Origin of the sequence: uncultured Campylobacter sp., assembly GCF_937921625.1 — a bacterium.
Taxonomy (GTDB): domain Bacteria; phylum Campylobacterota; class Campylobacteria; order Campylobacterales; family Campylobacteraceae; genus Campylobacter_B.
In genome coordinates this window covers 1-14,294 of record NZ_CAKZTI010000039.1, presented here as the reverse complement: position 1 = coordinate 14,294, position 14,294 = coordinate 1, and the positions used below count along the sequence as shown (strand labels likewise).

At 43.3% G+C, this 14,294-nt stretch carries 12 protein-coding genes; 10 read left to right on the top strand and 2 right to left on the bottom strand.

What is annotated here, in order from left to right:
- Window positions 1-219: 219 nt before the first annotated feature.
- From Q0101_RS06505 to Q0101_RS06465, 9 genes are all read left to right on the top strand, one after another.
- Window positions 220-1,659, top strand: coding sequence for a hypothetical protein (locus tag Q0101_RS06505; protein WP_297943516.1), 1,440 nt, complete (start codon window positions 220-222; stop codon window positions 1,657-1,659).
- 510 nt (window positions 1,660-2,169) lie between these two features.
- On the top strand, window positions 2,170-2,601 hold the full coding sequence (nikR, locus tag Q0101_RS06500; RefSeq protein ID WP_297943443.1) for a nickel-responsive transcriptional regulator NikR: 432 nt from the start codon (window positions 2,170-2,172) through the stop codon (window positions 2,599-2,601).
- 741 nt (window positions 2,602-3,342) lie between these two features.
- A complete protein-coding gene (gene hypB, locus Q0101_RS06495) occupies window positions 3,343-4,185 on the top strand; it encodes a hydrogenase nickel incorporation protein HypB (protein ID WP_297943441.1) in 843 nt (280 codons plus the stop codon).
- The gene (locus tag Q0101_RS06490; protein ID WP_297943439.1) at window positions 4,185-4,466 is read left to right on the top strand and encodes a HypC/HybG/HupF family hydrogenase formation chaperone; all 282 of its coding nucleotides are present in this window, start codon (window positions 4,185-4,187) and stop codon (window positions 4,464-4,466) included. The genes hypB and Q0101_RS06490 overlap by 1 nt, the downstream gene beginning before the upstream one ends.
- Before the next feature lie 35 nt (window positions 4,467-4,501).
- Entirely contained in the window at window positions 4,502-5,599 is a 1,098-nt protein-coding gene (hypD, locus tag Q0101_RS06485) for a hydrogenase formation protein HypD (protein ID WP_297943437.1), read from the top strand.
- Between the two features lie 182 nt (window positions 5,600-5,781).
- Window positions 5,782-6,975, top strand: coding sequence for a hydrogenase expression/formation protein HypE (hypE, locus tag Q0101_RS06480; RefSeq protein WP_297943435.1), 1,194 nt, complete (start codon window positions 5,782-5,784; stop codon window positions 6,973-6,975).
- 100 nt (window positions 6,976-7,075) lie between these two features.
- On the top strand, window positions 7,076-7,633 hold the full coding sequence (locus Q0101_RS06475; RefSeq protein WP_297943433.1) for a hydrogenase maturation nickel metallochaperone HypA: 558 nt from the start codon (window positions 7,076-7,078) through the stop codon (window positions 7,631-7,633).
- A gap of 360 nt (window positions 7,634-7,993) precedes the next feature.
- Entirely contained in the window at window positions 7,994-8,887 is an 894-nt protein-coding gene (locus tag Q0101_RS06470) for a hypothetical protein (RefSeq protein WP_297943431.1), read from the top strand.
- 660 nt (window positions 8,888-9,547) lie between these two features.
- A complete protein-coding gene (locus Q0101_RS06465; protein WP_297943429.1) occupies window positions 9,548-9,814 on the top strand; it encodes a hypothetical protein in 267 nt (88 codons plus the stop codon).
- Window positions 9,815-10,554: 740 nt separating this feature from the next.
- On the opposite strand, the gene Q0101_RS06460 is transcribed toward Q0101_RS06465, so the two are convergent.
- A complete protein-coding gene (locus Q0101_RS06460; protein WP_297943427.1) occupies window positions 10,555-11,604 on the bottom strand; it encodes a hypothetical protein in 1,050 nt (349 codons plus the stop codon).
- A gap of 8 nt (window positions 11,605-11,612) precedes the next feature.
- Window positions 11,613-13,070, bottom strand: a complete 1,458-nt coding sequence (locus Q0101_RS06455) for an MBOAT family protein (RefSeq protein WP_297943425.1) — start codon at window positions 13,068-13,070, stop codon at window positions 11,613-11,615.
- A 344-nt stretch (window positions 13,071-13,414) separates the two neighbouring features.
- Between Q0101_RS06455 and Q0101_RS06450 the strand changes: the two genes are divergently transcribed.
- Entirely contained in the window at window positions 13,415-14,179 is a 765-nt protein-coding gene (locus Q0101_RS06450; protein WP_297943423.1) for a hypothetical protein, read from the top strand.
- The last annotated feature ends 115 nt before the right edge of the window (window positions 14,180-14,294 follow it).

Below are 14,294 nucleotides of genomic sequence, written 5' to 3'. Positions count from 1 at the left end.
GACGCAAATTCCGCCGCCGAAATAAATTCTAACTGCGAAACGAAATCCGCCCACGGCGCAGGTCTAGCGAATTCTGCAAGTACTACGAATTCTATAAATTCCACAAATCTCGCAGATGCCGCAAAATCTGCTAGCACTGCAAATTTAACGAACTACACAAATCTTTCTGCCGAAGCGGACGCTTTAGATCGTGCGTTGTTTTTGCGAACATCTCGCGGAATGAACCCAAAAATTTTCCCTAGCAAATTCCATCTCAAAGGCACTTTCCTAGCGCTCGGAGCGGAGCTTAAAAATCAGTTTGCGATCTACAAAGACGGGCAAATTTTCATCTCGCCCTACATCGGTGATCTTAAAAACGTCGCCACGAATGAGCGATTTTTCGCGCTTTTGAATATGTTCGTGCACGCCTACGAGCTGAAGTTCGACGCCGTCATCGCGGATCTGCACCCGCAGTTTTCGCACACGCGATTTTTTGAGCAGCGCGGATACCCCGTGATCCGCTACCAGCACCATTTCGCGCATCTGGTGTCGAATCTGGCGCAAAATGAGCTGCTAAGCAGCGGCAAAAAATACCTCGGCTTTTGCTTCGACGGCACCGGCTACGGTACGGACGGCACGATCTGGGGCGGCGAAGTGATGATTTTTAACGAGTTCGGCTTTAATCGCGTGGCAAAATTCGACGAGATCGCGCTTATCGGCGGCGAGAATGCGATAAAAAATATCTACAAGCTTGCGCTTGCGCTCGTGTTTAAATTTAACGCAAAGGGCGCTGCGCGCGAGTTTTTGGCAAAATTTAGCGTGAGCGAAGTGGCAAATTTAGAAAAAATCGCGCCGCGTGCCGTCCGCTCAAGCTCGCTAGGGCGGCTATTCGACGCGTTTGCAGCGGTCATTTGCGATCTACGAGCCGTCAGCTTCGACGGCGAGGCGGGCATGCGACTTGAAAATCTATACATCCAGGGCTGCGAGCAGAGCTATAAATTTAGGCTGAAAAAAGCGGGCGAAAATTTTACCCAAAACGCGTCGTATTGCGCTTCACAGCAGCGGGGCATCGATGATTTGCGGCACGAAACACAGCGCGAAGCGGGGCAGGGCGGTTTAAATGCGCAAAATCATAGCGGTATGAAAAATAGCTGCGCGTTGCAAGGCGATTTTAAAAAGCTTGAGGGCGATACGGCAAGCAAAGACTGGCTTGAGCGAGCGGCTGAAAACATCGTAGGCGGCGGTGAAAAGAATACAAACGTCGCCGCAAATTCTATAAAGCAAGCGCCCGCCCTAAATTTAATAAATTCTGAAAGCAAAAACGTCGCCGATGCGAATCAAATCCCGCAAAACAAAGCTTGCGCGCCGAGCCTTGAGGGCGAATGTTATGTTATCGATTACAAAGAGGCGTTTTTGCAGGCTTTGAGCGATGAGCCGCGCTTGGCTGCGACGAAATTTATAAACGCCATCGCAAACTTCATCGCAGAGTTTGCGGAGGGCTTCGGGCTCGAGGTCGCGCTAAGCGGCGGGGTCTTTCAAAACGCGACGCTTCTAAATCTTACGTGCGAAAAGCTGCGCGCGCGAGGGATAAAATTTCATCTAAATCGCGCCATTCCTTGCAACGACAGCGGCATCGCATACGGGCAGCTCGCGGCATATTTAAGCGAAATTTCGCGCTAAACTTGTCCACAAAAAAACGCAATTATAGCCGTTAAGCTCGCTCTTTATAAAATTTATTAGTTTCATCTCGCCGCTAAATTTGATGGCTCTGCGCCCTGCCTGCTCTTTGCGTAAATTCTAACGCTACGGGCGATAAAATCCACCGAGGCTAGCTTTTCTAAAATCGCAAAATCAGCGAACAAATTTACGTCTTGCCGCCATGGCGATCGACGCAAGATTCCATCGCAGAGCGTGGCTAGATACTGCGCAAATCCCAAGCTAAGACGCTATTTAGCGCCTGATTCTTAAAATATGGACGCAAGCTCGCGGTAGAATTTAATAACGTAGCACCGGTAAATTTCATCGCGCTAGCACTAAAATACAACGCGAAATCGCGAGCAAAATTTCAAAATACGCACGATGCTTTGGAGCTTTAAATTTTAAAGAATAAGCCAAATTAGCGCAAAATTCTTACTATTTGAGCGGAATTTCGGTAAAATTACATTCAAAATACGCGAAATGAGGGGAGCTATGAAAAAAGAGGAAAAAGAGAGCGCCGTAAGATTTAGCATTTCGCTGCCGACGAAGCTTTTTGAGGATCTCGATGAGATGGTGCGCGCCAAGCAATACCTAAGCCGCAGCGAGTTTATCCGCGATCTCATACGCGAAAAGATGGTCGAGGGCGTACTTCACGGAGATGGCGAGGACGACTGCGTGGGCGTGCTTTGCATCGCTTACGATCATCACCAAAGCGATCTGATCGAGCAGCTCGTAGAGATCGAGCACCACGCAAACGTCACCATCGTCAGCACCAGCCACTTCCACATCGACGAGCGCCACTGCTTCGAGGAGATCACGATGCGGGATAAAATTTCAAAGATCGAGCGGCTCAGCGCCAAAATCGGCGCGCTAAAAGGGGTGAAATTTTCCAAGCTCGTAAATGCGGTCATCACCGAGGCGTAGGGCTTTTGCACGTTTTTGAAAACAGCGCGTCGGGCTAAATTTTACGTGCTTTTAAATTTAAACGCAGCGGCTGCGCGACTTTTTTTGCGAGTTGTGCAGCGCGATTTTGAGGTCAAGTAGCGAATTCGGGTGGGGTAGCTGCGCAAGGCGTGCAAATAAAATTTGTTTAAATTTACGCGGCAAACGAAAGCGCAAATTTTATAAATTTTAATCAAAAAGCATTCTTGCTGCGGGTTTAAATTTACACACAGGCACGAAACCGGCGCAGCAGCTCGCGACTAAATTTTATAAAGCACCGCTTTCGTGCCGTATTTGTAAAGCTGAATTAGCGTAAAATCGATATGAAACGACTGCCTCGTTAATGTTTGGCACGCCGGAGAGCACGCGCGAGATTGTAGAGCACCGGGATAAAATCCGCTCGCAAGCCCTGAATTTCGCGCTCCCGTCTACGGCGATCTTTAGTTTATTTTGAGCCGTTACGAGCTGCGAGGTCTAAATTTGCAGCGCGGGCTCTGCAATCTGTGAACAGGCGATTAAATTTAAAGCAGCGCTTTACTCGCGAGCTTTAAAATTTTGCGGCGAGCCTTCGCAAACAACGCATGAAATTTAGATAAAACCGAAGCGCATAAATTTCAAGTGCTATTAAATTTCATAAGATTTCGCATCTAGATATAAAATTTACGCCATTTAAAGCAAAAACGTGGTATTTTACGCGCAAAATTTATTATCCAAGGAGAAAAAATGTGTAAAGATTGCGGCTGTTCCATCGGCCACACTCACGAAGCGGGCGCCCATTCGCACGCAGATATGACACACGAGCATGTCCACACCCACGCGGACGGCACCGTCCACTCCCACGCCCATATGCATGAGGCGGGGGTCGATCACGAGCACGACGCGCACGATCACATCCACGCAAATGCCGCTATTAATGACGCCAAGACGATTGAGGTGATGAGTAAAATTTTAAACGCCAACGACGAGGAGGCCGCTCACAACAGAGCCCATTTTGACGAGGATAAAATTTTATGTCTAAATTTGATGAGTAGCCCAGGTAGCGGCAAGACGACGCTACTTGAGGCGACTATCAAAAGCGGCAAATTTAAAATCGGCGTCATCGAGGGCGATTTAGAGACCAACCGCGACGCCGATCGCATCATAAAAGCGGGCGCACAGGCGCATCAGATCAGCACCGGCGAGACCTGCCATCTGGACGCCTTTATGGTTCACGAGGGGCTTCATCATATCGATACTAAAAATTTAGATCTGGTTTTTATAGAAAACGTCGGTAACCTCGTCTGTCCTGCAGCATTCGACGTAGGCGCGCACCTAAACGTAGTGCTTCTAAGCGTGCCCGAGGGCAGCGACAAAATCGCAAAATACCCCGTGATATTTCGCCGCGCAGACTGCGTCGTAATCACTAAAACCGCGCTGCTACCGCATTTTGACTTCGATATGGAGGAGGTGGTGCGCGAGGTACACAAACTCAATCCGAAAGCCGACGTCATCGCGCTTGATAGCAAAAGCGGCGAAGGCGTGGAGAAATGGCTGAAATTCCTACAATACAAGAAGGAATTTCGTTAATGTGTCTTTCAATCCCTTCAAAAATTATCTCAATCGACGAAAATAATTTCGCGACCGTGGAGACTCTGGGCGTGCGCCGCGGCGTGAGCTTGGATCTGCTCCCCGAGCCCGCGGCGGTCGGGGAATATGTGCTGATCCACGTTGGCTTTGCGATGGAGAAGATCGATACGCAGCGAGCGAAGGAGAGTATCGAAATTTACGAGCAAATCGCAAAGCAGATGAGGGCGGAAGAGAGCTCCGTGTATGAAAGCATAGAGCCGCGAACCGGCGCAGAAAACTAAAGCGACTTGCAAACCCATAAAATTTAAGGTAAATAATGGATCTAATCAAGGATTTTAGGGATAAGGAGCTGATTTTAGCGCTTAGCAAGCTGATAATTTCTAAAAGCAAAAAGCCACTAAACATTATGGAGATTTGCGGCGGACACACGCACTCGATCATGAAATTCGGCCTTCCGAGCCTGGTCGGCAAAAATATAAAATTTATCCACGGTCCGGGCTGTCCGGTATGCGTGATGCCGCGCAGTCGCATCGATGAGGCTATCAAACTCGCCGCGATGCCGCAGAGTATCTTTTGCACTCTAGCAGACATGCTTCGCGTGCCCGGCTCTCGCACCAGCTTACAGAAGCTGCGCGGCGAGGGGCACGACATCAGGGCACTTTATAGCCCGCTTGATTGCATAAAGATCGCGCAGGAAAATCCGCAAAAAACGGTGATATTTTTTGCGATCGGCTTTGAGACGACGACGCCGATGAGCGCCGTGCTGATCGATAAGGCGCTAAGCCTGAGGCTAAAAAATCTCTTTTTTCACATCAACCACGTAACGGTGCCCGCGCCCGTGCGAGCGATCTTAGACGACGCAGACGTGCAAATAGACGCGTTTTTGGGGCCTAGCCACGTAAGTGTAATCACCGGCGCGAAAGCCTACGAGAGCATTGCGCGGGATTACAAAAAACCGATCGCCGTAAGCGGATTTGAGCCGCTTGATATAATGGCGGGCGTGCTGAATTTGGTCGAGCAGCAAAACGCCGGCACCTACGAGGTTTTCAATGAATACGAGCGCGTCGTAAAAGAGGGTGGCAACCAAAAAGCACAAGATTTAATAGATAAATATTTTGAAATTTGCGGTTTTCCGTGGCGAGGGCTCGGCGAAATTCCAAAAAGCGGCATGAAGTTGCGCCCGCAGTACGCGGCGCTGGATGCCAGGGTGCAGTTTGATTGCAGCGTACAGAGCGCTCCCGAGAGCAAGGCCTGTATCTGCGGCGAAATTTTACGCGGCAAAAAAAGCCCCTATGATTGCAAGGTTTTCGGCAAGCACTGCACGCCTCAAAACCCGATAGGATCGTGCATGGTCTCAAGCGAAGGCGCATGCGCGGCGTACTATAAATACGGCGACGTCAAAAACGCGGGCTAAATTTTGCGCGCGGTATCGCAGAGCGTAAATTTTAAAAACAAGTCATGCTTTAAAATTTTAACCGAATCGAAAACATCGGGCTAAAATTTAATTTAAAATTTTACGCGGCGCCGTAGCGGCGCGGCTTGTTCGGCTGCAAAAATACGGGCTTATAAATTTAAAACCGAGTGAAAAGGAAAAATTTGAACGAAACTATACTTTTAAGCCACGGCGGCGGCGGCGAGGAGATGAATAGGCTCATCAACGAGACGATCTTTGCGGCATTTGATAATGAAATTTTACGCGCGAACAACGACAGCGCGATACTAAATTTAAATTTAGATGCCGGGGCTAGTTTTGATCGTGCAGAGCCGAGCTCTGCTTTGAATTCGGCGGCGAATCTCGGCGGCGAGCTAGCTTTCAGCACCGATAGTTTCGTCGTCACACCGCTATTTTTTAATGGCGGCGATATCGGCAAGATCGCCGTTTGCGGCACCGTCAACGACCTTGCGATGGTGGGCGCCAAGCCGCTGTTTTTAAGCTGCGCACTCATCATCGAGGAGGGGCTTAGCTTAAGCGAGCTGCGACGCATCCTGGACTCGATGGCGAGCACCGCGCGAAGCTGCGGCGTTCGTATCGTTTGCGGAGATACGAAGGTCGTGCCGCGCGGCAAATGCGATAAAATTTTCATCAACACTAGCGGCATCGGCCGTGTTTTGCGACCTGCGCGCGTGCAAAATATCAAAGTGGGCGCAAAAATCCTGCTTAGCGGCGACATCGGGCGGCACGGGGCGGTGATACTCGCGGCGCGCGACGAGATTGCGCTAAGCAGCGAGCTGCGAAGCGACTGCAAACCGCTTTGCGCTGCGGTAGAAAAGCTGATCTTGCAAGGCGTAAAGATCCAAGCGATGCGAGATGCGACGCGCGGCGGGCTTAGCGCGGTTTTGAACGAATTCGCAAGCTCTAGCGGGCTTGAATTTTTGGTGCGTGAAGAGGATATCAAAATCAGCGACGAAGTAGTTGGCGTGTGCGAGCTGCTGGGCTTTGAGCCGTACGAGCTCGCAAATGAAGGAACTTTCGTGGCGATCGTAGAAGATGACGCCGAGGCGGATCGGGCGCTTGAGATACTGCGCGAATTTAACGCGAACGCCGCAATCATCGGCGAAGTATGCGAAATAGGGCGCGACAAAGGCGAATTCAGCGGCACTTTGACGCCGAAGCTTAGCGTGCAGGGCGAATTTACGGGCGTAAGCGACATGGACGCGGCGTCAGAAAATAGGGCGGAGCAATTTCAAACTCCGCATGCGGCAAAAGGGCGAGTGATTTTGCAAAATGCATACGGCTCACAGCGATTTTTGGAACTTCCAAAGGGCGAGTTGCTGCCGAGAATTTGTTAAATTTGCGTGCAAATTTAAGCCTAAATTTCAGGGCGCGTTTTTAAATTTACAACAAAATTTCGCACAAAATACGGCGAGATCGTAAAATTTAGAGGTAAAAATGCATGAACTATCGATCGTAGCGGATATTGTGGCGCTATGCGAAAAGGCGCTAAACGCCGAAATAGCAAAGAAAAAAGGCGCGGCGCAGCAAGGCGATAAAAATCGCTGTAACATCGCCAATACCGCCAATGAAAATACGGATTTCGCAAATACCAACATAGGCACCGAGAATACCGAAAATACGGGCGTTGCGGATACGGACTCGAACAGCAAAAACGGTGATTTTTATAAAAATTTGGATGCAAATCCGCAGACGCTTTGTGATACACCTATCGCAAAAAGTCCGCAGATAAGGGAACTGCACGTAAAAATAGGGCGGCTAAGCGGCGTGGAAGCGCATTATTTGCAAAACTGCTACGAAGTCTTTCGCGCAGGTACCGTCTGCGAAAATGCGGATCTCATCATCCATACCCAAGAAATCGTCGTAAAATGTAAAAACTGCGGTTTTAGCGGGGATTTGACGCAGAACGACTTTTCTTGCCCGCGCTGCAAAAGCTCCGAAATCAGCGTGATCGACGGCGAAGATATGTATCTGATGCGCCTGGTTATTGAATAAAAGAGGGCACTCATCTTGGCGCGATAGCTTCTCATATTTCAAATTTAAACTCTTGCTCTTGCCATAAGCAGAATTTCATTTCCACCCAATTCAAATATCATCTATTTTGATTCTTACAGAAAACACATTTGTCCTACTGATTTCATTTGAAGTCACAGATAAATTATTGAATATAGATTTATGTAAAAATTCTTCTAATAAAAACCATTGATAAAAACACCAAATGCGTCAAAAATACATGAAATTATTCATATAATTATACGTTAATTTCATATTAGATTTTTACTTGAAAATTATAGTTTATCTTACGTGTGTAAGACTAGTTCAAAGCAAAACGGCGTTATTGGGCATAAGTTCGAGTTGTCTAGCCCTGATTGCGTTAAGCTCTGTTCTGCTATTTTTAAAAATCCCGAGCAGCAGAAACACATTCATAATGTCTATATTCAGCTTTATGGAGAGGCTATTTATAGCTATGGCATAAAGTCCACGATTGGTAAGATATTAGATATTCTGAAATCTGCATTTGGTCTTACTGCTAATTTTATGACGATGTATCCAAGTAGGGTAGATATTAATTGTTTTATCGGCGGTTATGATTTTTCAAAATGCAAGCCTGAATGTTTTTCAGGTAGATTTTACGTGTCTGAAGAATGTTGCAAAGGACACGAGATTTTTGAGATTAATAGCCGTCTAGGTCTTGAAACTCTGTATTTAGGCTCAAGAAACAGCGTTTTGTATTTTAAAATTTATAATAAAAAGCTTGAGATTGAAAAGAGTTTAGATACTTTGTCGTCTCAAGTCAAGAAAGAGTATTTATTGCAAAACGGCTTTGACTTTGAAAAGCCTATTTGGAACGCAGAATTTACGCTTAAAAGAGATTATTTAATGAGTTGTGGAGTCAGAACCCTCACGAGTCTATTTTCGTTTTATAGGGGCTTATTTGGCAATACGTTTTCTAACCTTAGCTTTTATGGTGATGATGTGGCAAAGATACGCAAATATAAGGAAAGTCGGAATTTGTCTAGGTTAAAGGAGCATCCTCTTTGGCTTGATATTATGAATTATTGTGATTTTGATAAGATTGGCGTTGTTGCTGGTTGTTTAGAGTATGATGCTCCATTGCCTCACCGTATGACCGTCGTGCGCTCTAAAGTGGGCTGCGAGAAGTGGCATAAGCGTCAGATGATAAAATACTTGCAGAAAGCCAAAGAAAATGGTTGGGATTTGAAGTATATAGGGGATTTCCTTGCATAATTATGCAGTTTTTACCTTTTTTCACATACGCACCAAATAATATTTTTTTGCGTTCTGTCAAGACTCCGCAGGACATAAAACAAAACACTCATACACCGCTTGTCTGATTAAAATTTATGAGTGTTTTGTTTTATGCTTGGTCTTGACAGATCTAGCAAAAATAATATTAAAATTTGGGCGGATTGAAAAAAGGTAAAAAATTGTTAATATGGCGGGCTGCCGATTAGCCGCGAGAGGACGAGCGGCGCAGAGGCAGACCCCCAATTATTTTAAAATTTCTGTAACTATTACCGATACTTGTATAATTTTTGTAAATATTATCGATGATTTAAATAATTTAAGTTTTGGTTATAATTAATGCTTAAATAAATCTTAAGTCATTGATAGCTATCGGTCGATTATTTCAGTCGAAATTATTTAAGTTTTTCGTTTAAGGGGTGTCCTTAGTAATACACCCCCTGCTACTCGTATAATTATGCAGTTCTATGCTTTAGCAAACTACCATTACACGGCACTTTGCGGCACCTCTTAAGTTTCGCACGATTTTACGCCTATGTTTTGATAAACTATTATCAAAAATACCCCTTATCTTTTTAAGTTTCTTATTTGCTTATCTATGCTAAAATCCTTATAAATTTTACATAGAAAGGATTTAAGGAAATGAAAAGAGCTCCGAAAAGGAATTTAATGCTGCGTATGGACGCAAAACTTATCGATGACCTCGATAGGTATTGCAAAAATCTCAATATGTCTAAATCTGCATTTATTCAGAATATGATTAAGAGCGTTTTAGAGGACGCTAAGACGCTTTTTAAAGGCGAGAACCTAACGTTTAATGATTTATATCAGCTTTTGGCTTCTACGGCTCAGAAACTCGTTGATTTTGAGCGAGAGCAGATAGAATTACAAAAGGCTAAGCAAGAATAGGGGGATAAAATGGAAGCTTCAGACAAAGAAGCAAAGGGATACTCATTGCTACCGGGCATTGATAGCCTTTACTTCTTTATCAGTTGTGAGACTGAATTATATCATAACTTTTACAAGCTTGTGGATTCGGGAGATTACCAAAAGTTTGAAAATTATAGTTTTCAATATAAGATATCTAAGACTATAGGGATTGTAGCGCTTCTCAATACTATTTATCGTATATCTCTCCTAAAGAACCCAAAGATTAAATGTAAATTTTCTATCATTAGGTTTTATTCTGCCTTGCTTATCGTTCCATTTAGCTTTTAAATTTAAAGTCAATTTACTTTATGATATAGAACACGTCGCGCAGGATAAAATAAAAAATTTCATAATTTACTAGCGTAAAAGCCAAATTGCCCTACGTTTACTCGCAGATTGATTATTTGCCCTCTTTCGGAATTCAACCTTTATAGCACATTTTCAGATTTTATCAGATTCTTGGACAAAAAACTATTATCGTTTGGTTAATGACGATACTGCATTTTTATTTAATATAGCCATTCTAATGCCTATTTTAACTGAGGCTTTAGGATTGATCGCTTAGGCTAGGATCAAAAACAATCGCCCTTGCGTGACCTTATAAAAACAGTGAAAATTCTGAAACAAGTTAATTCCGTCTTATCAAAGAAACAATCTATTTTTCTTATAACTACTCCAGTCTGCCGGGTGCCGTGAAATTTAAATCAGTATTAATTAAATTAAAATTCCATATTGTCTATGATCTCTTTCAGCGCCATAGTACTCATATGTGTATCGTCGGAAAAATACACGTCCTTTACGCCGCTTTTTATCAGCTCGCTTAGAATTTCTTTAGTATCTATGAATATATATTGCTTGCTCTCACCACGAAGCAGCTCAAAAAAGCTGCTCTTCCCATATTTCTTATCCAAAATATGATCGTAATACAGATCGTATTTATCCACCATCGGCATAAAATATAGTTTTATGCCTGATTCATCTAAGAGCTTCTGTATTTCATTTAAATTTCTATTTAGCGCTGCGATATTTTCGGCATTTGATTTATCTAGTCCATATAGATCTTCATAATAAAACAATAACCCGCTTTGATCTTTGGAGGTAAAGAAATCCCCGTCTAGCTTCAGATAATACACTTTTGATAAAAAGGCATGATCGTTGAATCGGTAAGCTATGCGATATAAAATACTATTGTAATTGAGCGTGTTTATAAAAAATGGCTTTGGGGTTTGCAGATATGATGAGGCGCGTTTTTGAGCTATTAAATTTGATCTTTCGTTTTTAAATTTATCCAAATCAAAGGCAAATCTATCCACCGCTCGTCTTTCGATAGATTCCAGTATGATGTATTTTGGCTTTAATTTTTCCAATAGATCGGAATTTATGAGCGAAAATAGCGTTTTGTAATAGTTTTCGTTGATTAGCGGAATATTTAAAACCGTAAGATTCTTATCGCTTTGGATATAGTCCTGATAATACGGGTTTAGTCCGCCCCCACCGCCGTTAGAAAAGCTATCGCCTATGGTTATTACATCCACCTGTTTTATTTTAAAATCTGAGTCTAAAATATCATGAGTTCTAGGTAGGGTTACTGCCGTTTTTCTAGGAAAATACGAGCTTATCTTATACGACAACCTGCCGAGATCGCCTATCATCATACCATCGTTTCTATCAAAAATATCTTTTGTTATGCAAAACCACATTAGTGCGTGATATGCGATGAAGCAGATGAGTATTAAAAATAGAAATTTAAGTTTAGTTTTGTAACTCACTCTATCTCCTAAAAATTAAAATATAAAAATTCCGATACGGTGTTTAAATTTGATAAAGCCGTAAGAAGCAAAAATGCAACTGCTACGATATAAAATTTCTCTACTTTACGCGAGTTGAGCAGCTGCATAGAATTCTTGCAGCATAGAATTAAGATAAATCCCACTAATAGCCATATTATGCTATCGCGTCTGCCTCCGATATGAATCAGGTATCCTCCGAATTCTACGTTAAAATGCTGCAAAAATTTAAAAATATGTCTGAGCGGATCCGGTAACACCACACCGCTCATCCCGCACATTCCTTTTAATACTTTTATCGCATCGCTCCAATCTTTAGCTCTAAAAAACACCCAGGTAATATTTACGAAGTTAAAGGTTATAAACCAAGCTAGAACTTTATTCATTCTAAAGCCTAAATTATGCCAAAATCTATGAATCATGAGTGCCAATCCGTGTAAAAACCCCCAAAATATAAAAGTCCAGCCTGCCCCATGCCAAATGCCGCCTATTATAAAGGTGAGCATTAAATTTAAATATGTCCTCGCCCTACCCTTGCGGTTACCGCCCAGCGGTATATAAACATAATCGCGTAAAAACCTACTTAGCGTAATATGCCATCTGCGCCAGAAGTCTTGTATGTCGCTAGCCTTATACGGCGAATTAAAATTTATCGGAAGCTTGATATTAAAAAGAAGTGCTGCTCCGATTGCCATATCGCAATACCCGCTAAAATCGAAATAAAGCTGAAAGGTATATGAGAGGCTGGTCGCCCACGCTTCTATTAGCGATAAAATTTCAGCCTTATCAAAGCCGTTGCTCGCCCAAACGGCGAAGGTGTCGGCGATGAGAACTTTTTTAAATAGACCTAAAGAAAATACAAAAAGTCCAAGAGCAATGTTTTTATAATTTGGCACTTTATTTTTAAGATTGTCAAACTGCGGCATAACCTCCTTGTGATGAACGATTGGACCCGCTATGAGCTGCGGAAAAAATGTAACAAAGAGGCAATAATTTAAAAAATTATATTCTTTAGTGCCCCCCCCGTTATATGAATCTACTAGATAGGCGATCTGCTGAAACGTAAAAAACGAAATTGCAAGCGGAAGGAGTAAATTTAAACTATGAATGTGCAGATTAAAGGCAAAATTTAAATTATCGATCAAAAAGTCCGAGTACTTAAAATATCCAAGTAGCGCTAAATTTGCAGCTATTGCGACAATCAAGATCGCCTTTTTTGAAATTTTTGCATCACTTTTATTTAGCTCCATTCCGAAACAATAATTAAATATCATCGAACATAAGATTATAGGCAGATACGCGATGTTCCACCAAGCGTAAAAAAATAGCGATGAAGCGACTAAAAATCCCTTTGACAGCTCGCTTAAACGTCTTTTGTTTAGGAAAAAATATATAAAAAATGTTATTGGTAAAAATGCAAATATAAATTCATATGAGTTAAAAAGCATCTATTCTCCAAATCCATTATAAACTTCATATTCGCATACTCGCCCGCGATCTAAACGCCGATAGATAAGCTATAAATCGGCTGCTTTGCATAAGATACACCGGAAAGGCAAAATGAAATTATGAATTATAGAGCAATCCGCCTAAATTTAGGCTTTATAGCGCAACGCTTTGGATGTAGAATTTGCCGCAAATTTTTTATCACGGAGCTTTTGTGAGACAGAATTTTGCGATCTTACGGCGCGAAATTTTAAAATTTGGCAACGCGGGGTTTCTAAAATTTATTTAAATTTCAAACCCCGCAAGTATAATCCGCCATAAAATTTTAAAAATCTAAAGGCAAAAAATGAAGCGCGATACTTTAAACGCCATAAAATTTCGCGGCATAACCTCTAGCGTTTTATCGATCTGCTGCTACCTGATCATTTGGGCTTGTTGTGAGCTTTTGCATGATATTACGATGAGAGGATTTTTCGCCGCCGCGACCGCAATCGTCGCCGTGATTTTTACTTCAATGAGCTTTAAGCTCTCCGCGACCAAAATGATCTCAGATATCTCCGCTAGCAAAGTCTTTAACACGTATCGCGCTATGTTTTTTGCCTACGTGATATATGCCGCTTTGCTGGGCGCGATGCTATGTTATTCGCTAAATTATATCGGTCTTGATATCTGGGATTACGCTCTGCAGCAAAACGGCAACTCCTTCGAAGGAGCCTTTTATTGCGTAATGGGTGCGCTTTATGCAGGCTTGGAGCATATATTCGAGATCGGAAAATCTCAAATCATAGCTCTTTGGAGCACCGCAAATATTATGCTGGCACTCATCGTTCTTTGGAAGCGGGTCGCCACACTATACTTGCTCGGCAAGGCAAGCGGAAGCAAAATTTTCTATATTTGCGCCGTGATAACTTTAATTTGGGGAGCGCTTCCTAAACTTTTTAAAATACTACACGTCGATCAGTCGTGGTATGGCAGCGCACCTGCCCGCTATGCCGCACTTACGGTAATCCTTTTATCTGAAATTTTAGAACTTATCGCTTGGATTAGAATTAAAGGAATTTCGGGCGCGGAGCTTTGGAATAAAAATTTATGGACGCCGCCTGCAAAATAAATCAAAAAACCAATCGGTTTCGCTGGGTACCGGGCAGTATCCGATTAGCCTAGAGGAGACGGGCAAAAATTTTTACTAGCAAAATTCTGCGTAAAATCACAAAATTCTGCCCTAC

Bases quoted from the DNA above. Each gene is read 5' to 3' on its own strand.
- Q0101_RS06455 (WP_297943425.1), bottom strand. From the start codon at position 13,070: ATGCTTTTTAACTCATATGAATTTATATTTGCATTTTTACCAATAACA.
- Q0101_RS06490 (WP_297943439.1), top strand. From the start codon at position 4,185: ATGTGTCTTTCAATCCCTTCAAAAATTATCTCAATCGACGAAAATAAT.
- hypB (WP_297943441.1), top strand. From the start codon at position 3,343: ATGTGTAAAGATTGCGGCTGTTCCATCGGCCACACTCACGAAGCGGGC.
- Q0101_RS06465 (WP_297943429.1), top strand. From the start codon at position 9,548: ATGAAAAGAGCTCCGAAAAGGAATTTAATGCTGCGTATGGACGCAAAA.
- nikR (WP_297943443.1), top strand. From the start codon at position 2,170: ATGAAAAAAGAGGAAAAAGAGAGCGCCGTAAGATTTAGCATTTCGCTG.
- Q0101_RS06505 (WP_297943516.1), top strand. From the start codon at position 220: ATGAACCCAAAAATTTTCCCTAGCAAATTCCATCTCAAAGGCACTTTC.
- Q0101_RS06450 (WP_297943423.1), top strand. From the start codon at position 13,415: ATGAAGCGCGATACTTTAAACGCCATAAAATTTCGCGGCATAACCTCT.
- Q0101_RS06475 (WP_297943433.1), top strand. From the start codon at position 7,076: ATGCATGAACTATCGATCGTAGCGGATATTGTGGCGCTATGCGAAAAG.
- hypD (WP_297943437.1), top strand. From the start codon at position 4,502: ATGGATCTAATCAAGGATTTTAGGGATAAGGAGCTGATTTTAGCGCTT.